This is a genomic window from Leifsonia sp. Y862 (genome assembly GCF_057669585.1).
On sequence record NZ_JBYHFR010000003.1, the window covers coordinates 189,255 to 208,170 of the forward strand.

At 64.7% G+C, this 18,916-nt stretch carries 16 protein-coding genes; 4 read left to right on the forward strand and 12 right to left on the reverse strand.

Features of this window, described 5'->3' with window-relative positions:
- Positions 1–10 precede the first annotated feature (10 nt).
- Complete coding sequence (locus AC25Z0_RS15190; RefSeq protein WP_488133740.1) at positions 11–1,213, reverse strand: ROK family transcriptional regulator; 1,203 nt, start codon at positions 1,211–1,213, stop codon at positions 11–13.
- A 141-nt stretch (positions 1,214–1,354) separates the two neighbouring features.
- On the opposite strand from AC25Z0_RS15190, the gene AC25Z0_RS15195 reads away from it, so the two are divergent.
- A complete protein-coding gene (locus tag AC25Z0_RS15195) occupies positions 1,355–2,368 on the forward strand; it encodes a DUF2804 domain-containing protein (protein ID WP_488133741.1) in 1,014 nt (337 codons plus the stop codon).
- A 28-nt stretch (positions 2,369–2,396) separates the two neighbouring features.
- Here AC25Z0_RS15195 and AC25Z0_RS15200 read toward each other — a convergent pair whose 3' ends face one another.
- A complete protein-coding gene (locus AC25Z0_RS15200) occupies positions 2,397–3,509 on the reverse strand; it encodes a serine hydrolase domain-containing protein (protein ID WP_488133742.1) in 1,113 nt (370 codons plus the stop codon).
- A gap of 89 nt (positions 3,510–3,598) precedes the next feature.
- On the opposite strand from AC25Z0_RS15200, the gene AC25Z0_RS15205 reads away from it, so the two are divergent.
- Entirely contained in the window at positions 3,599–4,255 is a 657-nt protein-coding gene (locus tag AC25Z0_RS15205) for an NUDIX domain-containing protein (protein WP_488133743.1), read from the forward strand.
- Position 4,256: 1 nt separating this feature from the next.
- On the opposite strand, the gene AC25Z0_RS15210 is transcribed toward AC25Z0_RS15205, so the two are convergent.
- The 9 genes from AC25Z0_RS15210 to araB all read right to left on the reverse strand — a co-directional run bounded on the left by AC25Z0_RS15210 (position 4,257) and on the right by araB (position 16,124).
- The gene (locus tag AC25Z0_RS15210) at positions 4,257–5,579 is read right to left on the reverse strand and encodes an FAD-binding protein (RefSeq protein ID WP_488133744.1); all 1,323 of its coding nucleotides are present in this window, start codon (positions 5,577–5,579) and stop codon (positions 4,257–4,259) included.
- Positions 5,580–5,686: 107 nt separating this feature from the next.
- On the reverse strand, positions 5,687–7,198 hold the full coding sequence (arfA, locus tag AC25Z0_RS15215; RefSeq protein ID WP_488133745.1) for an arabinosylfuranosidase ArfA: 1,512 nt from the start codon (positions 7,196–7,198) through the stop codon (positions 5,687–5,689).
- A gap of 86 nt (positions 7,199–7,284) precedes the next feature.
- On the reverse strand, positions 7,285–8,241 hold the full coding sequence (locus tag AC25Z0_RS15220; protein ID WP_488120953.1) for a carbohydrate ABC transporter permease: 957 nt from the start codon (positions 8,239–8,241) through the stop codon (positions 7,285–7,287).
- The gene (locus tag AC25Z0_RS15225) at positions 8,241–9,191 is read right to left on the reverse strand and encodes a carbohydrate ABC transporter permease (RefSeq protein ID WP_488120954.1); all 951 of its coding nucleotides are present in this window, start codon (positions 9,189–9,191) and stop codon (positions 8,241–8,243) included. The genes AC25Z0_RS15220 and AC25Z0_RS15225 overlap by 1 nt, the downstream gene beginning before the upstream one ends.
- Before the next feature lie 82 nt (positions 9,192–9,273).
- On the reverse strand, positions 9,274–10,611 hold the full coding sequence (locus tag AC25Z0_RS15230; RefSeq protein ID WP_488133746.1) for an ABC transporter substrate-binding protein: 1,338 nt from the start codon (positions 10,609–10,611) through the stop codon (positions 9,274–9,276).
- A gap of 320 nt (positions 10,612–10,931) precedes the next feature.
- A complete protein-coding gene (locus tag AC25Z0_RS15235) occupies positions 10,932–11,945 on the reverse strand; it encodes a LacI family DNA-binding transcriptional regulator (RefSeq protein ID WP_488120956.1) in 1,014 nt (337 codons plus the stop codon).
- 179 nt (positions 11,946–12,124) lie between these two features.
- The gene (gene araA, locus AC25Z0_RS15240; protein ID WP_488133747.1) at positions 12,125–13,642 is read right to left on the reverse strand and encodes an L-arabinose isomerase; all 1,518 of its coding nucleotides are present in this window, start codon (positions 13,640–13,642) and stop codon (positions 12,125–12,127) included.
- Positions 13,642–14,370 carry an L-ribulose-5-phosphate 4-epimerase gene (locus AC25Z0_RS15245; RefSeq protein ID WP_488133748.1) on the reverse strand — a complete coding sequence of 243 codons (729 nt, stop codon included), beginning with the start codon at positions 14,368–14,370 and terminating at the stop codon, positions 13,642–13,644. Before AC25Z0_RS15245 ends, araA begins: the two co-directional genes overlap by 1 nt.
- Positions 14,367–16,124 carry a ribulokinase gene (gene araB / locus AC25Z0_RS15250; protein WP_488133749.1) on the reverse strand — a complete coding sequence of 586 codons (1,758 nt, stop codon included), beginning with the start codon at positions 16,122–16,124 and terminating at the stop codon, positions 14,367–14,369. The genes AC25Z0_RS15245 and araB overlap by 4 nt, the downstream gene beginning before the upstream one ends.
- Before the next feature lie 302 nt (positions 16,125–16,426).
- Here araB and AC25Z0_RS15255 point away from each other — a divergent pair, with 302 nt between their 5' ends.
- Positions 16,427–17,518, forward strand: a complete 1,092-nt coding sequence (locus tag AC25Z0_RS15255) for a LacI family DNA-binding transcriptional regulator (RefSeq protein WP_488133750.1) — start codon at positions 16,427–16,429, stop codon at positions 17,516–17,518.
- Here the strand turns inward: AC25Z0_RS15255 and AC25Z0_RS15260 are convergent.
- On the reverse strand, positions 17,508–17,918 hold the full coding sequence (locus AC25Z0_RS15260; RefSeq protein WP_488120961.1) for an NUDIX hydrolase: 411 nt from the start codon (positions 17,916–17,918) through the stop codon (positions 17,508–17,510). The genes AC25Z0_RS15255 and AC25Z0_RS15260 overlap by 11 nt on opposite strands.
- A gap of 327 nt (positions 17,919–18,245) precedes the next feature.
- Here AC25Z0_RS15260 and AC25Z0_RS15265 point away from each other — a divergent pair, with 327 nt between their 5' ends.
- Positions 18,246–18,890 carry a ScbR family autoregulator-binding transcription factor gene (locus AC25Z0_RS15265; protein WP_488133751.1) on the forward strand — a complete coding sequence of 215 codons (645 nt, stop codon included), beginning with the start codon at positions 18,246–18,248 and terminating at the stop codon, positions 18,888–18,890.
- The last annotated feature ends 26 nt before the right edge of the window (positions 18,891–18,916 follow it).

Below are 18,916 nucleotides of genomic sequence, written 5' to 3' on the forward strand. Positions count from 1 at the left end.
GGCGCGGAATTTACTGGGGTGTTACGAGACGCGTGTGATCGTGCAGGGCGTCACCGAGCAAGGTGTTGCGTACTTCGGTCATGAGAACTTCGCGGGCACCGCGGAGTACCGGGTTCGTCTTGACAGCGGATGCCACAATGCGCGGCGACCACCGAGAGGCCCGCCTGATGTTTGCCTGCACCAGTTCGGCGAGGCGATCGCCACCCGCGATGCCGGTCGGGCCGCCGAGAACGACGACCTCAGGGTCGAGGACAGCGAGAACGGGGATGACGCCGAGCGCAATGCGCGGCGCCAATGCGGCGAGGAGCGCCTCGCGCCCTCTCGCCGTTTCGATGTGGTCGAGCATGGTCGGGTAGTTCCTGGCCCGCAGCCCAGCCTCGCGCGCGAGCCGCACAACCGCTGGCCCCCCGATGAGGCCCTGCAGGTCATCGGCCTCTGGGTCGAGTGCCGTCGCCGCCTTGGGCACTGGCAGGTAACCGATCTCCCCAGCTCCTCCTGCGGCACCCTTGTGCACCGCGCCTCCGAGGTCGACGGCGAGGCCGAGGCCGGCACCCATCCAGAGCAGCGCGAATCCCGACGCACCGGCACCCCGCCCGCTGTGGCGTTCAGCGACGGCGGCCAGGTTGACGTCGTTGTCGATGATGACGGTACAGCCGAGTTCATCTTCAAGATGCTGGTGCACACCCTTGCGCGGCCAGCCGGGCAATGTGTCGGTGAAGCTCAGCTCATCGGTGCGGGGATCGATGGATGCCTGCACGCCGATACACACCAAGTGAACGGATGCCGGATCGGTTCCGCTCGCGTCGCAGGCGGCCTCGATCGCACCCCGCACGTCGCTGATCGCAGACCGCTCCTTCGAGGAGGCAGAGAGCATCCGCTCCACGACAGGGTGCTCGCGTCCTGACGCATCGACCACGGTTGACCTGATGAGTGACCCGTTGATGTCGATGGCGACGCCGAGCACTCGATCGAGTCGAACACTGTAGCTGGCGGCGTTCGGGCCGCGGCCACCGGACACTTCTCCTGCGGAGTGGATCAGCCCGGCGTCTTCGAGCCTGGATACCATTTGGGATGCCGTCGGCTTCGACAGCCCCGACAGTTCACCGATGCGATTGCGGGTGAGCGGCCCGTGCTCCAGGAGCAGGGCAAGAGCGGTGCGATCGTTCGTGGCGCGAAGCCACGACGGTGTGCCTCTGACTGTCTTCGTTGGCATTGCTAGCTCCGTGTGACGTTCATCCGCAGTGAGAATTCGGTGGTGTCAGGCAATGTAACAGGAAAGTTTCCTAACAGTAAAGGGGCACGACACGACTTACACCTCGGAAACCAAACCGTTACCCGGCCTTAAGGTGTGAAGATGCAGAACGTCGTCGAACACGAGATCATTGCCCCCGTTGATCTCAGCCTGGGTTCCGGAAAGCTGAACAAGATGGCCGTTGGCTGGTCTCGGCATCCCTGGCACAACACCGATCAGATCGGTCGCGGATTCTTCGGCTGGGGCCGAAACAAGCGCTGGGAGTACTGGGGCATCATCACCCCAACCCACCTGATCGGCATCACGGCGTCCACGCTCGACTACGCCACCCTCAGTGAGGTGTGGGTCCGCGACAGGGCAACCGGCCTCGAGGTCGACCGCGTCGTGATCGCTCCGCTCTCCCGCGGCGTGAAACTGCCAGGCACCCTGCGCGGCGGCCCGGCCACCGTGCGCGCCACAGACCTCACGATCGACATCGACGAGGTCGACGGCGGCACCAGCCTCAAGGTGTCAACCGATCGCATCACGCTCGACATCGTGGTGGAGCGCCCCCGAAACCACGAGGCACTCGGCGTGGTCGTGCCATGGTCGTGGCGCCTTTTCCAGTACACCGTGAAGGATGTCGCGCTGCGGGCACGCGGCAGCATCACTGTCGACGGCACCGAGTTCGACATCCCGCTCCGCGAGTCGTGGGCCGTTCTTGACCACGGGCGCGGCCGCTGGCCATACTCCATGACCTGGAACTGGGGTGCAGGATCCGGCGAGGTCGACGGCCGTGTGATCGGCCTGCAGATCGGCGGCAAGTGGACGGTCGGGTCTGGCTCGACGGAGAACTCCATCGTCATCGACGGCCACCTGCACAAGATCAGCGAAGAACTTGACTGGGCATACGACCAGGCCGATTTCATGAAGCCGTGGCGTATCACCGGTGAGAGCGTTGACGTCACCTTCACGCCATTCTTCGAGCGGAAGGCGGCCACTAACGCAGTCGTCATCGCCTCGAATACCCACCAGTGCTTCGGGCACTACACCGGCACCGTCACCCTTGACGACGACACCGTCGTGAGCGTTGACGGCCTGGTCGGCTGGGCAGAACACGTCGAGAACCGCTGGTAACCAGCCAGCGGTCTATGCGGCATCCGTTTCAGCGGGCGAGAGCGGCCTCGACCGCATCGGCGAGCTCGTCGACCCTGGCGTGATCGCCAAGCCCTCGAGTGACATAGGCCATCGAATAGTCGTACGTCTGGGAGTACCAGCCGGCACTTCCGCCGAGGCCACCCATGCCGTATTCGCCGCCGTCGACGCGCATCCCCAGTGACCACGCCACGTCGTCACGAACGAATGCATCGAACCCAACGGCTTGGGCCGCTCTGAATTCGTGAAACAGTCCGTCGCCGAGCATCGATTGCACGATGCCGTCCGCGTGCCCGATGTCATCGTAGAACTGCGCCAGTGAGCGGGCGTCCGTGTGCAATCCGATGGCCGGAAACGAGCTACGGCGCCACGCTTCGGAATTCAGGAACTGCGGATCCTGCAGGTGCGCTGGGCGATCAAGCGCGCGGGCGCCGAGGTCGTGCTGCCGGTACCCGTCCGTCCAGCCGGGCAGGACAACTTCAAGTTCTGCGACCTGCTCGCACTCATCGGCGTCCAGCCCGAACCGAAGCTGGATGCCAAGGCGATCAGCCAGTGTGCGGTTGAAGGCTGCGATATCAGGTGCACCCACCGCCGCGAGCACGCCATCGATCAGGTGTCCGTACGTCTGTGCGTGTTCGGCGATCACAACCCCTGGTACAGACTCTGGAGCCGCACTCGCCAGCGCCTTGATCAATGCCATCTTGTCCACAGGAGGGATGTGCGCGGCATCCGCTGGAAATGCCGGCTGCCCTGCCCGATGGCTGAGCACATCGCGCAGAGTCGTTGCATGCTTTCCGGCGGCACCGTACTCCGGCCACCAGGTGCAGAGGGGATCGTCAAGGGTGAGGAGCCCCGCGTGTACCGCCGACAGCGCTGCGAGGGCCGCGAACGGCTTGCCCGTTGAATAGACCTGGACCAGCGTCCGTTCTGTCCAGGGGAGGCCACCAGCCACATCAATGGTTCCGCCGGTCAGCTGCACCACAGGTGCGCCTCGCCGCCACACCTCGACGTGCCCGCCAGGCTCGGCTCCGCTGGCGACCAGGCGTGTGAAGGCACGTTCGACCGCTTCAAAACCCGGAGCCGTCCGGCCCGCAACCTGTTTCACGTCAATGCCATTACTCACGACCGCTCCCCCGATGTCAGACTTCCAGAGAACGATAGCGAATTCCGTGCGCACGGTTACAGCGCCAGACGAAAGAGAGCCCCAGCCCCATGACCCAGGGAATCGACGAACCGGATGCCCGTGGCCGGACAGGCCTGCACCTCACGGGCCGTGACCTGGCTGGCAATGCCAACGTCGTCGTCCGCGATGTGACCTTGCTCTCCGCCAACTGGTACGTGCTGCGCTCGACCACGTTCGACTATCGGCACCGAAGCGGCCGCTGGAGCACGGAACGACGCGAGACCTACGACAGGGGCGACGGCGCCACCATCCTGCTCTACGACCTCGCGCACGAGAGCGTCATCCTCACGCGGCAGTTCAGGTTCCCGGCGTACGTCAACGGTCACCCAGACGGGAACCTGCTTGAGACGGCCGCCGGGCTGCTCGATGATGACGCGCCGGAGGAAGCAATTCGGCGTGAAGCCATTGAGGAGACCGGCCACGAGGTCGGAGCAGTCGAGCACGTCTTCGACGTGTTCATGAGCCCTGGGTCCGTCACGGAGAAGCTGCACTTCTACGCGGCGCCATACAGCTCGGCAACCCGAGCCGGTGACGGCGGCGGACTCGCCGACGAGGGCGAAGACATCGAAGTGGTCGAGTTGCCCTTCCGCGATGCCCTCGCCGCCATTGGAACCGACATTGTCGACGCGAAGACGATCATGCTGCTGCAGTGGGCAGCGCTGTCAGGACCGTTCTCTGGTCGATGACCTACCGGCCAAGCACCCGGTCGAGATAGGCGTTCCCGAAGACACCGGCCGGGTCGTAGCGAGCCACGAGCTCCCGAAAATCGCTGTGGCGCGGGTACAGCGCGGCCAGGTCGCCGGCCTCGAGCGTGAAGAGCTTTCCCCAGTGCGGTCGCGCCGCGAACGGTGCGAGCGCCCGCTCGATCAGCGGCAGCAGTGCTTCGACCTCCGGCTGGTGCGCCAGCCAGGTGAAGTGGATGCCGAGCACGTCTGTGCTGTACGACGAACTCAGCCACAGGTCATCCGCTGCAACGGTGCGCAGCTCCGTCACCTGCAGCTCGGGGCGGATGAGATCGGCCAGTTCTCGCAGGGCGGTGATGGCGGCGGCCGCATGCCTGCGCGGAATGAGGTATTCGCTCTGCAACTCAGACCCATTGCTCGGCGTGAAGGCGAGGCGGAAGTGCGCCAGGCGATCGAGCCAGGCCCCTGCGACGCCCAGCTGCGGCGTGCAGCTGTCGGCTGACACGCCTGGCAGCGGATGGAGCGAGACGGTCGCCGCTGCTGCGTCGAGGAGCGTGTCGGACGCGGCTCCGCCATCGGCCGAGTCGGCCGCATCCACGCGACGCTTGACCCAAACCTGGTCGACGGCCTCACCCCACCGGGTGAACACGCTGACGCTGTATCCGGCAGAGGTGATGGCGTCGAAGTTGCTGAGGAGGGCATCCCAGCTCAGGTTTTGGTAGACGGTTTGGGCGACCTGAAAGCTCGGCTCAACCGACAGGGTGACCTGCGTGACGATGCCGAGGGCGCCGAGGGCCACCACGGCGCCGGCGAAATCGGGGTGGGTGCGGTCGAGGTGGCGCACCTCTCCTGTGCCGTCAACGAGTTGCAGGGCCACAACGGATGCCGCGAGCGATCCAACGCCATCACCCGAACCGTGCGTTCCGGTTGCGATCGCGCCCCCGACGGAGATGTGCGGCAGGGAGGCCAGATTGGCGAGGGCGAGTCCGCGTTCTTCCAGCCACAGGGCGAGCTCGCCGTACCGGATGCCGGCGCCAACCGTGACGGTGCCCGCATCGCCGGCCGCGGCGGAAGCCGAGAGGCTGATGGGCCCGGTGAGCAGCCGGGTAGAGATCTGGATGCCATCGGTGTCTGCGATGTCGTTGAAGGAGTGCCGGGTGCCCAGCGCGCGAACGGTGGTACCGGCCTGGGACGCGGTCAACACCAGATGCCGCACCTCGTCGACGGTGGTCGGTTCTTCGACCCCCGCGGCGCGGTACTGCAGGTTCCCTGCCCAGTTCTGCACTGGCGTGGAAACCGAGGTTGCCTCTGGGTATGTCACGTTCATCCGCCGTTCTGTCTTGTCTGTGCGCGAGATCACACGCCGACACCAGCCGGGCGAGTACCGTCAATCACGCTACACGCGATCGACCACTCGCCCGGTCGAGCCTGGCCTTAGCCGAGTTCGAGCGCCGTCCACGACACGGCCGGCAGCGTCACCGTGATGCTGCCATCGCCGATAACCGGAGAGTCGTTGACGTGCAGGCCGACCCGTTCGGGGTCATCCAGCGTGTTCTTTGCGTTGACGTCTGCGTCAGACAGCGTCTGCGCCTCGAGCACAGACACAGCGCCGAGAGCCGAGATGTCGATGGTGACGGTCGCCTCCTCGGTCTGGCTGCGGTTCACCAGGAACACGGCCGTCTTGCCGGTCTCCGCATCGTGGGTCGCGACGGCGTCGACGAGGGCAGCCTCGCCGTAGACCTCTGTCGTGTACGTGTCGGATTCCAGTTTCACGCTGAGCGCGGTGCCCTGCGCGAGGCGCGAGGTGAGCGCGAACGGGAAGAAGGTGGTCTGGCGCCAGGCCGGTCCGTTCGGTTCGGTCATGATGGGGGCGATCACGTTGACGAGCTGCGCCAGCGACGCGCTGGTCACGCGGTCGGCGTGCTTCAGCAGCGAAATCATCAGGTTGCCGAAGACCACGGCGTCGGCCACTGAGTAGATGTCCTCGAGCAGGCGCGGAGCCACCGGCCAGTTGTCGATGCCCTCGATCTTGTCAACGTCGTGGTAGCGGTCCAGGTACCAGACGTTCCATTCGTCGAACGAGATGTTGATCGTCTTGTCGCTGCCATTGACGGCCTTGACGTGGTCTGCCGTCGCGACGACCGACTCGATGAAGCGATCCATATCCACAGCGGATGCGAGGAAGCTGCCGAGGTCGCCGTTCTTCTCCTCGTAGTACGCGTGGCAGGAGATGTAGTCGACATCCTCGTAGGTGTGGGTGAGCACGACGCGCTCCCACTCGCCGAACGTCGGCATGTGTGCGCTCGACGAGCCACAGACGACCAGCTCAACTGACGGGTCAACCATCCGCATCGCTTTCGCCGTCTGCGACGCGAGCTTGCCGTAGTCCTCCGCCGAGCGGTGGCCGACCTGCCACGGGCCGTCCATCTCGTTGCCGAGGCACCACATCGTGATGCCAAAGGCATCCGTCTTGCCGTTTGCCACCCGCTGGTCGGACAGGGCGGTGCCAGAGCGGATGTTGCTGTACTCCAGCAGGTCGAGTGCTTCCATCGTGCCGCGCGTGCCGAGGTTGACGGCCAGCATCAGCTCGCTCTCAACCTTCTCCAGCCAGGAGGAGAACTCGTGCAGGCCGACCTCGTTGGTCTCCGTCGAGTGCCAGGCGAGGTCGAGGCGCTTGGGCCGCTCTGCCTTCGGTCCGACGCTGTCTTCCCAGCGGAAGCCAGACACGAAGTTGCCGCCTGGATAGCGGATGGCAGAGACGCCGAGCTCCTTGACGAGGTCGATGACGTCCTGGCGGAACCCCTCGCTGTCTGCGCTGGCGTGGCCAGGTTCGTAGATGCCGTCATAGACACAGCGACCAAGGTGCTCGACGAACGATCCGAACAGGCGGCGGTTGATGGACCCGACCGTGAAGTGTGGGTCGAGGGTGAGGCGTGCGGTAGGCATAGTGAGCTTTCTGGTTCGTATTCGAAATGTGGAATATGTGCGTGAAACTAGCGGATGCCGGGCCGGTGCGCCAGCATCGCGACGGATTACTTGATGCTGCCGAGCGAGAGGCCGCCCTGCCAGTAGCGCTGCAGGAAGAGGAACGAGAGCACCAGCGGCAGGATGGAGATGAACGAGCCCGTCGTAATGAGGTTCCAGACCTGTTCTCCGCCGGAGCCCGCGTTGGACAGAGCCGTCCAGCGATTGAGTCCGAGAGTGACCGGGAGCAGGTTCGGGTCGCTCAGCACGGCAAGGGGCAGGAAGAAGTTGTTCCACGTGCCGACGACCGAGAGCAGCAGCACCGTCACCAGGGCCGGACGCAGCAGCGGCAGCGCCACCTGGAAGAAGATGCGGATCTCGCCGGCGCCGTCGACCCTGGCCGCATCGAGCATCTCGTCCGGCACGGCATCCTGTGTGTAGACACGCATGAGGTAGACGCCAAATGGGCTGAGCAGTGAGGGCAGGATGACCGCCCACATCGTGTTGATCAGGCCGAACTGGCTGAGCAGCATGAAGGTGGGGATCACTAGGGCGGTGAGCGGAACCATCACGGAGCCAAGCAGCACGGTGAAGAACGCGCCGCGACCGCGGAAGCGGTACTTGGCGAACCCATACCCGGCCATCACCGACAGGATGGTGGCGCCCAGTCCCCCGGCGAATGCGTAGAGAAACGAGTTGCCGAGCCAGCGCCAGTAGATGCCGCCCTGGTGGTTGAACAGTCCGGCGATGTTGTCGAAGAATGCGAAGTTGTCGTCGAACCAGAGCGCTCCACCGCTGCCGGCGAAGAGCCCCGAGTTGCTCTTGGTGCTGGCAACGATGAGCCACCACAGCGGAGTGATGAAGTAGATCACCAGGATGATCAGCAGCACATGCGAGCCGATGCGACGGCCGCCATTGCGCCCCTGTGTCGATTTTCCGCCACGACCTGAGCGGATGCGCCGGGCAGAGGTGGTCGTCGACGTGTCGGATGCCGTCGGAGCCGGGGCCGAGGTTATGAGCGCCATTACTTGAGTCCGCTCTGCTTGCGCGTGAGGAAGAGGAAGATGAACGAGCCGATGAACACCACGATGCCGAGCGAGAACGCGATAGCAGACGCGTAGTTGAACTGGCTGTATGAGAACGCGAGGGTGTACGCGTACATGTTCGGCGTGTACGAGACAGGGATCGCGCCCTGGGCGATGCTGCGGAGCACCTGCGGCTCTGTAAAGAACTGCAGTGTTCCGATGAGCGCGAAGATCAGCACCATGACCATCGACGAGCTGATCATCGGCACCTTGATGCGGGTGGCTGTCTGCCATCCGTTCGCGCCGTCGATGCGGGCGGCCTCATAGATAGAGGGATCAATTCCGCGCAGCGCCGAGTAGATGATGATCATGTAGTAGCCGGCCCACTGCCAGGTCACGATGTTGACGAGGCTGCCGAAGATTGCGCTCTGGCTGAGGAAGTCGGGGGCGGTGAGGCCGACCAGCGAGAACAGGTCGGCTGCCGGCCCGAAGCGCGGGCTGTAGAGGAAGCCCCACATGAGCGCACCGATGACCACGGGAATCGAGTACGGCACGAAGATCATCAGGCGAGAGAACTTGGAGAGCGCGGTCGTCAGGTTGTCGAGCACGAGCGCCGCGATGAGTGCGACCAGCATCTGTGCCGGGATCATGATGAACGCGAACGACGCCACCCGGCCCAGACCCTCAAGGAAGATCGGGTCTGTGAATGCCTTGACGTAGTTGGCGAACCAGGTGAACTGTGTGCCGGTGGCCAGCGTCGAGGTCTGCAGGCTCATCCAGAATGCGTAACAGAGCGGGACGATGAGGAAGCAGAGGAAGACGAGGGCGAACGGCCCGACGAAGAGCCACCCCCAGCGCTGACGCTTGAGGTCGATCCTGCTTCCGCCGCCTGTGCCGGCAGTGCGGCGGGCGAAACGGGGTTTCGCTGCCTGCAGTGTGTGACTGGTCATGGATTTTCTTTCTGCTCTGAAAGGTAAAACGGTGCCCGGCCCATCGGACGATGGCTGACGGGCCGGGCACCCATGGTTCGAGCTACTTGACGGTGAAGCCCTGCTCCGTGGCGTACTTCACGAGGCTGTCCTGCAAGTCATCGAGTGCCTGCGCAGAGTCCTTCTCGCCCTGGACCATCGCGTACTGCTCTTCGGTCAGCTGATCGAATGCGTAGTTCTGGAACGGGCTGAACGTGAAGCCGGAGTAGCCGGCTGCGGCGTTCAGGAAGACATCCTTGTTGATCTGCTGTCCCCCGAAGAACGGGTACTCCAGGTTGGCGAAGTAGTCGGAGTCAAGAACCGGCTTGTACGTGGGGAACAGTCCGCTCTTCTCAACGCCGATCTTCCAGGCCTCTTCGGTGCCGAAGATCTCCTTGGCGACGATTGCGGCGGCTTCGGCATCCTTGGCCTGGCTGGTCACGGCAAAGCTCGAGCCACCCCAGTTGGCCTGCACAGGAGCGGATGCGTCCCACTGCGGCAGCGGGGCAACGCGCCACTCGGCGTCGGCATCCGCGTCGGAGAGGCCTTGCAGGTAGCCGGGTCCCCAGGCAGCAGCGAGGTAGACGGCATATGTGCCGTCAACGAGGCTGGTGTTGTAGTCAGCGGTGAAGGCGTCGTCGGTCGTGACGAGGCCGTCCTTGATCAGGCCATCCCAGTAGGCGAGAACGCTCTTCGACGCGTCGTCGTTCACGTCGATGCTGACCTCGGTTGGCGTGGAGTTGTCGTAGACGTACGGCGTCGAACCGGCCTGTGCGAACAGGGCCTGGTTGAATGCGCGGCCGTTGGTCGGGTAGTTGACGAGAACGCCCCCGGAAGCTGAGCTCTTGAGCTGCGCCGCTGCCGTGGCGAACTCGGCCCACGTCGTCGGAACCGCGATGCCGTTGGCGTCGAAGATGTCCTTGCGGTAGAGCATGCCCATTGGCCCGCTGTCGACCGGGATCGCGTAGACGGAGTCGCCACTTGAGACGTCCTTCCAGGCACCCTCGGTGTAGTTGTCCTTCACGTCTGCCGCACCGTACTCGGAGATGTCGGCCAGTGCCTTGCGGATGCTGAAGCTCGAGATCACCTCGTTCTCCAGCTGGATGACGTCAGCGGCTCCAGAGCCGGCCTCGATGGTGGTGGAGAACTTGGTGTACTCATCGTTGCCCTGACCGGCGTTGGTCCAGCAGACCTGTACGTCGTCGTGCGTGTTGTTGAACAGGTCGACGACCTGCTCGAACTCGGGGTACCAGGCCCACACGGTGACCTGCTTGGCGTCGGCATTGACAATCTTGTTGGTGCACGACGCGGCTTCTGCGGAGCCGCCGGATGCACAGCCGGTGAGTGCCGCTGCTGCGACGGCGAATACGCCGGCTGCTGCGATGATCTTGGATGACTTCATGGTGTGGATTTTTTCCTCTCGCGGTGGAATGGACACCGTTGTCTGGTTGCGATTGCGGATACTGAAGTGCTTAGCCGGGCAGCGCCACGTGGAGCGCGAAATGAGGGTCCAGAGTCGAGGAAGCGTGCGAAACCGTGCGGGTGGTCTGCATGGTGCGAATCCTCCTTGATTCGGTCTGGTTCATTCGACTGGATGCCGCGTGACGAGGAATTGTTCCTCGGTCGCGTCCCGTTTACAACGTTGTAAGTAAACGTTGTAATGACATTTTGCTGAGGGATTCGCGTGCTGTCAAGCCGCCAGGGAAACTTGGCGCAATCGAGCTAGACCGCCACAGACGATTCCCTGACGACCACGGAGAAGTCGGCCAGGAACTCGCGTGGAGCCTGGTCAACGCGCGTTCCGCTGATCCGTTCGAGCAGCACACGCACCGCCGTCTCCGCGATCTCCGTGCGCCCCGGATCAATGGTGGACAGGGCTGGAAGGGTATATCGGGCCTCGTCCAGGTCGTCGAAACCGATCACGGCGACATCCGCTGGGATCGTCAAACCCGACTCCTGGAGCACGCGCATTGAACCGAGAGCCAGCGTGTCATTCAGTGCGAAGACCGCATCGAATGCCACCCCAGACGCCAGTAGCTCGCGCATTGCCGTTGCCCCGTTCGCCCGGTGCCAGAGCGTCGTGTGCACGATGAGCGCTGGGTCGAACTCGATGCCGGCGGCGTCCAGCGCTTCGCGGTAGCCGGCCAGGCGAAGGCCGGCTGAGCCGATGACCTCTCCCTCGTGTGCGCCGACAACGGCGATGCGGCGCCGGCCCTGTGCGATGAGGTGCTCCGTCGCAGCGCGCGCGGCGCGCACGTTCTGCATCGTGACGTGATCGACCGGTCCGCCGAAAATGCGCTCACCAAGCAGCACGAGCGGATACGAGACGTTCAGGGCCGCCACGTCCTCACTTCCCATGCCGAGAGGGCTGAAGAGCACGCCATCGGAGAACTGCACCCGGGGGCTGGTCAGCGCTTCGAGTTCCCGCGCGCGATCGCCATTCGTCTGCTCGACCAGCACGACCTGGCCCTGGCGCTCTGCGGCCTTGATCACGGCATCCGTCAGCTCGGCAAAATAGCTGAGCCGCAGTTCGGGCACGATCAGGCCGATGACCCCGGTTCGGCCAGACCGCAGGCTCCTGGCCGACAGGTTCGGCCGGTAGCCGAGTTCGTTGATTGCCTCGAGCACCTTGGTCCTGGTGGTCGCACGCACATGCGGGAAGTCGTTGATCACGTTGGAGACGGTCTTGATCGAGACCCCGGCAACGCGAGCGACGTCGTGAAGGGTGGCTGCCACGCGGTTATCCCCTGCCTGCTTCACGCCTGATGCTGTGACGTACAGCACCGGGATACTCCATCCCGGCGTCCCCCGACCATACAACCTCCGGAATGCGTAGCCGCGCAGGCCGGATCGCACGACCTGCGCGGCGTTCTGGCGCCACCCAGGCTCGATCCGGCCTGACGACCTCCCGCTCCCTACAAGCCCTGCGCGAGGCGGTAGTAGGCCTGGTTCCAGCGCACCTCGCGCCCGAACTCGCGCAGGGTGGTGCTCTCGTCGATCACGAGCAGCTCAGTGCGGGCGATCTCAGCGAAGTCCTGGAAGACCTCGATGCCAACGGCCGTCGACATGACGGTGTGGTGAGCGGCACCGGCGGTGAGCCAGGCAGCAGCGGATGTCGCAAAGTCGGGTGCCGGCTTCCACACGGCGCGACCAACGGGCAGGTTGGGCAGCGGGGCCGTCGGCTCGACGACCTCGACGACGTTGGCCACCAGGCGGAAACGGTCACGCATGTCGGAGAGTGCGACGACAACGGCCGGGCCCGGGTCGGCGTTGAACACCAGGCGAACCGGGTCTTCCTTGCCGCCGATGCCAAGCGGGTGGATCTCGAGTGTCGGCTTCTTCGTGGTCAGCGACGGGCTCACCTCGAGCATGTGCGCGCCCAGGATGAGTTCGCTGCCGGGGGTGAGGTCGTAGGTGTAGTCCTCCATAAGGGAGGCGCCGCCTGGCAGGCCGGCCCCCATCACGTTGGCGACGCGCACGAGGATGGCAGTCTTCCAGTCGCCCTCTGCACCGAAGCCGTAGCCCTCTGCCATGAGGCGCTGCACAGCGAGGCCGGGCAGCTGGCGGAGGGATCCCAGGTCTTCGAAGCTGGTGGTGAAGGCGCCGAAGCCGCCCTCTTCGAGGAAGGTGCGGAGGCCGATCTCGATTGCGGCGCCGTAGCGAAGCGAGTCGTGGCGGTCGCCGCCCTTTCGCAGCGCTGGCACGACGTCGTAGAGCTCTTCGTACTCGGCAACGAGCGCGTCGATCTGGGCGTCGGTTGCCGCGTGCACCGCGTCGGCCAGGTCATTGACGCCCCAGGTGTTCACCTGCACTCCGAAGCGCAGCTCGGCCTCTGTCTTGTCACCCTCGGTGACGGCCACATAACGCATGTTGTCGCCGAAGCGGGCGAGCTTCAGCGAGCGGGATGCCGCCCAGCCGGCGGCTGCACGCTGCCACGTGGCGATCTGGCCGGTAACGATCGGGTTGGTGGCGTGGCCGACGACCGTCTTCCGCACGACGCCGAGGCGCGTCTGGATGTAGCCGAACTCCCGGTCGCCGTGGGCGGCCTGGTTGAGGTTCATGAAGTCGAAGTCGATCTCAGACCACGGCAGTTCGACGTTGGCCTGCGTGTGCAGGTGCAGCAGCGGCTTGGTCAGAGCGTCGAGGCCGTGAATCCACATCTTCGCCGGGGAGAACGTGTGCATCCAGGCCATGACGCCGATCACGTTGTCTGCAGCATTCACCTCGAGGGCGAGGCGGCGGATCGAGTCTGAGTCCTTGAGGACGGGCTTCCAGACGATCTTGACCGGGATGTTGCCTGCCGCGTCGAGCGTGCGGGCGATCTCCTGTGACTGCTCCGCGACCTGTCGCAGGGTTTCCTCGCCGTAGAGGTTCTGGCTGCCGGTGAGGAACCAGACTTCGTAGTGGTCAAGGGTTGAGGTGAGGGAAGGCATTACTTCAGTGCTCCTTGGGGTGCTTGTCCGTAGACGTTCTGGTAACGATCAAAAAGTGAGTCAATGGCGCTCTGCGGCAGCGGAACGAGCTCGCCGCCCTGCCGGGCGATGTGCACCGTGCGGGCGACGTCTTCGACCATGACGGCGGCCTTCACCGCGTCTTTGGCGTCCTTGCCGATGGTGAACGGGCCATGGTTGGCCATCAACACCGCACGCGAGCGGTGCCCGGTCAACGTCTCCACGATGCCGCGGCCAATGGAGTCATCGCCGATGATCGCAAACGGACCAACCGGGATCTCCCCGCCGAACTCATCGGCCATCGCCGTGATCACACACGGGATCGCCTCAGCCCGCGCCGCCCACGCCGTGGCGTAGGTGGAGTGTGTGTGCACGACTCCGCCGACCTCCGGCATGTTGCGGTACACATAGGCGTGCGCCGCTGTATCGCTCGACGGCGACCGGTCAGCCCCTGGCGTACCGGCAATAACAGCACCGTCGAGGTCGCACAGGATCATGTTCTCCGGGGCGAGATCGTCGTAGCTCACGCCAGACGGCTTGATCACGAACAGATCGGCGCCCGGCACCCGGCCAGAGACATTGCCGCCGGTCCAGACGACCAGGCCGTTGCGGGTCAGCTCGGCGTGCAGGGCTGCGACGTCGGCGCGCACCGAGGCGATGGCTACTGCCGTCTGCTGGTCGAATTCGCGGTCCTGGTTGACGTCGCTCATACGGTGACGGCCTCACCCTCGTGGGTAACCGAGCCTGCGATGGCGTCGCGCTTGAGGGCCTTGAGGCGGTGCATGACCTCATTGGCCCCGCGCCCGAAGTAGTCGTGCAGCAGCTGGTATTCGGCGTAGAGCTTGTCGTAGGCATCCGCTGAATCTGGATTGGGCGTGTAGACGTTGCGGTTGACCTTGCCCATGACGACGCCGGCTTCTCGCACGTCGGCATACGCACCGGCGGCAACGGCCGCGTGAATAGCAGAGCCGAGCGCCGGGCCCTGCTCGCTGGCGATCGTGGAGATTGGCATCCGCAGCACGTCGGAGTAGGTCTGCATGAGCTGGGGGTTCTTGAGCAGGCCGCCGGCCACGATGAACTCGGTGACGGGAACGCCAGACTCGTTGAAGGTCTCCACAATCGTGCGGGTGCCGAAGGCTGTGGCCTCGAGCAGCGCCCGGTAGATCTCTTCAGCCCTGGTGGTGAGGGTGGTGCCGAGCACGACGCCGGAGAGTTCGTGGTCGACGAGCACGGAACGGTTGCCGCTCTGCCAGTCGAGGGCGACCAGGCCGTGCGCGCCGACCGGCTGCTCGAAGGCCAGGTTGGTCAGGTACTGGTGGATGCTGAGTCCGGCGGCGTTCGCAGCGTCGACGTAGCGGGCCGGAACCTGGTTCTTGACGTACCAGGCGAAGATGTCGCCGACACCAGACTGGCCAGCCTCATAGCCGTACAGCCCCGAGACGATGCCGCCGTCGACGACGCCGCACATGCCGGGCACTTCAGCGAGGTGGTCTGAGTTCATCACGTGGCAGGTGCTGGTTCCCATGATCGCGACCATCTGGCCGGGCTCGACGGCCTGGGCCGCCGGCGCGGTCACGTGGGCGTCGACGTTGCCGACGGCCACGGCGATGCCTACTGGGAGGCCGGTCCACTCCGCAGCTTCGGCGCTGAGCGTCCCAGCCGCTGCGCCGAGCTGGCCGATCTCGTGCTCAACCTTGTCGCTGACGAAGCCGGCGAAGTCGGGGTTCAGCGCCGCGAGGAAGTCGCTCGTCGGGTACTCCCCGTCCTGCCAGATGCCCTTGTATCCGGCGGTGCAGGCGTTCCGAACGTACCGGCCGGTCAGCTGCCAGATGATCCAGTCAGCGGCCTCGACCCAGTGGTCCATGGTGTTGTACAGCTCTGGGTCTTCCTCCAGCAGCTGCAGTCCCTTGGCGAACTCCCACTCACTGGAGATGAGCCCGCCGTAACGCGGCAGCCAGCTCTCGCCGCGTTCGAACGCGAGGTCGTTGATGCGGTCGGCGTGCGACTGGGCAGCGTGGTGCTTCCACAGCTTCACGTAGGCGTGCGGTCGGTCGGCGAACTCGGGCACCTCGCTGAGCGGGGTGCCGTCGGCGAGGGTTGGCACCATGGTGCAGGCCGTGAAGTCGGTTCCGATGCCGATCACCTGGGCCGCGTCGATTCCGGCGTTTGCGATGGCAGCCGGCACGGCGTGCTTCAGCACAGCGACGTAGTCGCCAGGAACCTGGAGTGCCCAGTCGGGGGCGAGGGAGACGGGAGCACCGGATGCCGCAGCAGGGCCGGCCGTCAACGTGGTGTCCATGACGGCGTGCGGGTATGCCAGTTCAGCGGAGCCGAGTTCGGCGCCGTCTGACACGCGGACCACAACGGCGCGCCCCGAGAGGGTTCCGTAGTCGACACCGATCACGTAGCTGTCTGCGGGTGCCGGGGATGCGGCATCCGCGAGTGAAGAGTTACCGAGGCTCACGGTGTGGACTCCTTTGTCTGGTTTGTCTGGTTTGTCTGGTCTTCTGGCCAGTTCGGCCGCTCGGCCGTCTGGAACGAAATGCATGCTTCTACAACGTTGTAGAAATCTACCAGCCACTCCCCCCGATTCCAAACATCTCGATACCAAACATCCCGATTCCAGCCACCGGGTTCAGGAGCGCGCAGCGAAGCGGATGCCGCCAGCTAGAGTCACTGAGTGGCTCGGAGCACCCAGCACGCAGCACGAGCACCACGCAGAGACACGCACCGAGCGAGATAGCACCGACCAGGAGAAGAGGACCGATGGCAGCCACCCTGTCCGACGTCGCCGCACGCGCGGGGGTCTCGATCAAGACCGTCTCGAACGTGATCCACAGCTATCCGCATATTCGGCCAGAGACCAAGCAGCGGGTGCTCGACGCAATCGCGCAGCTCGACTATCGCCCGAATCTCAATGCGCGCAACCTGCGCTCAGGTCGAACCGGCGTTATCGGACTCGTCGTTCCCTCGCTCCGCAACCCGTACTTCTCCGAGCTCGCGGCGGCCGTGATCGATGCCGCAGACCACACCGGCATTTCCGTACTGATCGAGCAGTCGAAGAACACAGAGCCGTCAAAGAGCACAGAGCAGTCAAAGAACACAGAGCAGTCGAAGAACGCTGAACAGCCCGAGGGCACTGCACCATCCGCTCCCAGCGACCCTGGACACGCGACGAAGACCCAGCTCGTCGACGGCGTGCTGTTCAGCGTGCGCACCCCTGGCCATGATGACACCGGGCTCTACGCCCAGGTCACATCGGCCGCCACCGGCCACCGCGACGAGAACGCACCCGTCGACCACGTGACCATGCGCAACACCGAAGCGATCAAGGCCGCGACAGAGCACCTGCTGGCTCTCGGCCGCACCCGGATCGCCGTGGTGGGTGCGCATCCTGGCGCAGAAGCCGGCACGGCAAGCCTGCGCTTGCTCGGCTACCAGCAGGCGCTGGCATCCGCTGGAATCGAGGTCGACCCCTCGCTCGTACGCCGGGCCGATCGCTGGACGCGCTTCGACGGCGCACTGGCCACACAGGCACTCATCGACGATGGCGTCGCATTCGACGGGATCGTCGGCTTCAACGACTCACTGGCCCTCGGTGCCCTCAGAGTGCTGGGTGAGAACGGTATCCGCATTCCGGAGGACGTCTCGGTCATCGGCTTCGACGACCTCGATGAATCGCGCTACTCCTTGCCCGCGCTCACGACGATCAGTCCGGGGCGCGAGCAGATTGCCGCGTTGGCCGTCGAGATGCTCATGGAACGTCTTTCGGCACGCGATTCCGTGATCGAGCCCCGCGAAATCACCGTTCCATTCACGCTGGTCGAACGGGAATCGACGGCTCCGGTCAGTTCCTGACGGCGGTGAGCGCCGCAAAGACGTGCGTGCGCAGCAGCGGTGCAAAGAGTTCGTAGCCGGCCGGGTCGTCCAGATCCACCCAGTGCAGCTCCTCGATTTCGGCGGCAGCGACGGGAGCGGCGGGCACGCTGCTCAGGAAGACCGTCGCGTTGATGTCTGTGTTCGGCTCATTGGCCGCCGGAGCGCTCCAGGTTCCGAGCAGGGTGAGGTCCTCCGGCCGCAGCTCGACGAGAATCTCTTCCGCCACTTCGCGGAGGGCCGCAGCCAACGGAGTCTCTCCGGGGTCCAGCTTCCCGCCCGGCAACTGGAACATTGCCATTCCGCGCTTCCGCACCGTCAACAAGCGCGATGTCGCATCAAGAAAACACACGCCGGCAATGGTCAGAGTCTCGTTGGGCATGACTTCACGCTACCGGGGTGTGCTGGGTGATGCCTCATCACGGCGCACCGCCCCCGTGACCACCACCACGCTAACCGGGCGGCGTCGGAACAAAACGCTTCGTCATGTAGTGTTTACGTGAGGGTTGCAAGATGTTCAGGGCATTGCCAGTGTCGGGAAAAATACCTTCTGGTATGTTCTTAACCACGGGGACAAATTGGGGTGGACACCGCCGTATCCCGGGGGCGCGATCGGGGGATCACGCCCCCGATACGGCCATTTTCGGGTCGCGACCCGCCACCGTCGTTCTGCTTGACGAGTGTTCGACCCTCCAATCGGAGGAGGGGCATGCCAATCCAGGCCAGAGCTATTGAGACGCGCGCAGCCATTATGGGAGCCGCGGCGGCGATCTTCCAGGTGCGCGGCTACGGCGGCACATCCATGAATGACATCGCAGCCGCCGCCGGCGTGACCAAGGGCGCCCTGTACTTCCACTTCGAGTCCAAGGAAGCCCTGGCCCTGGCCCTCATTTCCGCCCAGCACGATGCGGGTATCGCGTTGGTCAGCGACCTGCAGCGACTGGAACTTGCCGGAGTTCCTGCCATCATCTGGTTGACGTTCCAGTTCTCCCGCCAACTCACCAGAGATCCCGTCGTTCGCGCCGGCATCCGGCTGACCCTGGAATCGTCCAACCTCGCGACACCCATCGTCTATCCCTATCAGGACTGGATCACGGCCGTCGAAGCGCAACTGCTCATCGATGACGCACGTGGCGAATTGCGTGCGGGCGTCGAGCCAGAGGCAATTGCCCACCTCATCGTCCCCGCCTTCACCGGCGTGCAGATGGTCTCGGAGATTCTGACCGGACGCGCAGACCTGTACCAGCGCATGGAGGAGATGTGGGCCATCTTCCTGCCCTCGATCGTGCCGCCTGGGCGCGTTGCCACGCTCGTCGAGCAGTCCCGCAGCATCCGCCAGTCACTCGAGCACTGACCACTCCGGCCGCTCTTCCACCCATG

Excerpts from the sequence above, each read along its gene's own strand:
- araA (WP_488133747.1), bottom strand. The coding sequence starts at position 13,642 with ATGCCTTCCCTCACCTCAACCCTTGACCACTACGAAGTCTGGTTCCTC.
- AC25Z0_RS15255 (WP_488133750.1), top strand. The coding sequence starts at position 16,427 with ATGGCAGCCACCCTGTCCGACGTCGCCGCACGCGCGGGGGTCTCGATC.
- AC25Z0_RS15190 (WP_488133740.1), bottom strand. The coding sequence starts at position 1,213 with ATGCCAACGAAGACAGTCAGAGGCACACCGTCGTGGCTTCGCGCCACG.
- AC25Z0_RS15245 (WP_488133748.1), bottom strand. The coding sequence starts at position 14,370 with ATGAGCGACGTCAACCAGGACCGCGAATTCGACCAGCAGACGGCAGTA.
- AC25Z0_RS15210 (WP_488133744.1), bottom strand. The coding sequence starts at position 5,579 with ATGAACGTGACATACCCAGAGGCAACCTCGGTTTCCACGCCAGTGCAG.
- AC25Z0_RS15260 (WP_488120961.1), bottom strand. The coding sequence starts at position 17,918 with ATGCCCAACGAGACTCTGACCATTGCCGGCGTGTGTTTTCTTGATGCG.
- AC25Z0_RS15225 (WP_488120954.1), bottom strand. The coding sequence starts at position 9,191 with ATGACCAGTCACACACTGCAGGCAGCGAAACCCCGTTTCGCCCGCCGC.
- AC25Z0_RS15230 (WP_488133746.1), bottom strand. The coding sequence starts at position 10,611 with ATGAAGTCATCCAAGATCATCGCAGCAGCCGGCGTATTCGCCGTCGCA.
- AC25Z0_RS15220 (WP_488120953.1), bottom strand. The coding sequence starts at position 8,241 with ATGGCGCTCATAACCTCGGCCCCGGCTCCGACGGCATCCGACACGTCG.
- AC25Z0_RS15205 (WP_488133743.1), top strand. The coding sequence starts at position 3,599 with ATGACCCAGGGAATCGACGAACCGGATGCCCGTGGCCGGACAGGCCTG.
- AC25Z0_RS15195 (WP_488133741.1), top strand. The coding sequence starts at position 1,355 with ATGCAGAACGTCGTCGAACACGAGATCATTGCCCCCGTTGATCTCAGC.
- AC25Z0_RS15265 (WP_488133751.1), top strand. The coding sequence starts at position 18,246 with ATGCCAATCCAGGCCAGAGCTATTGAGACGCGCGCAGCCATTATGGGA.
- arfA (WP_488133745.1), bottom strand. The coding sequence starts at position 7,198 with ATGCCTACCGCACGCCTCACCCTCGACCCACACTTCACGGTCGGGTCC.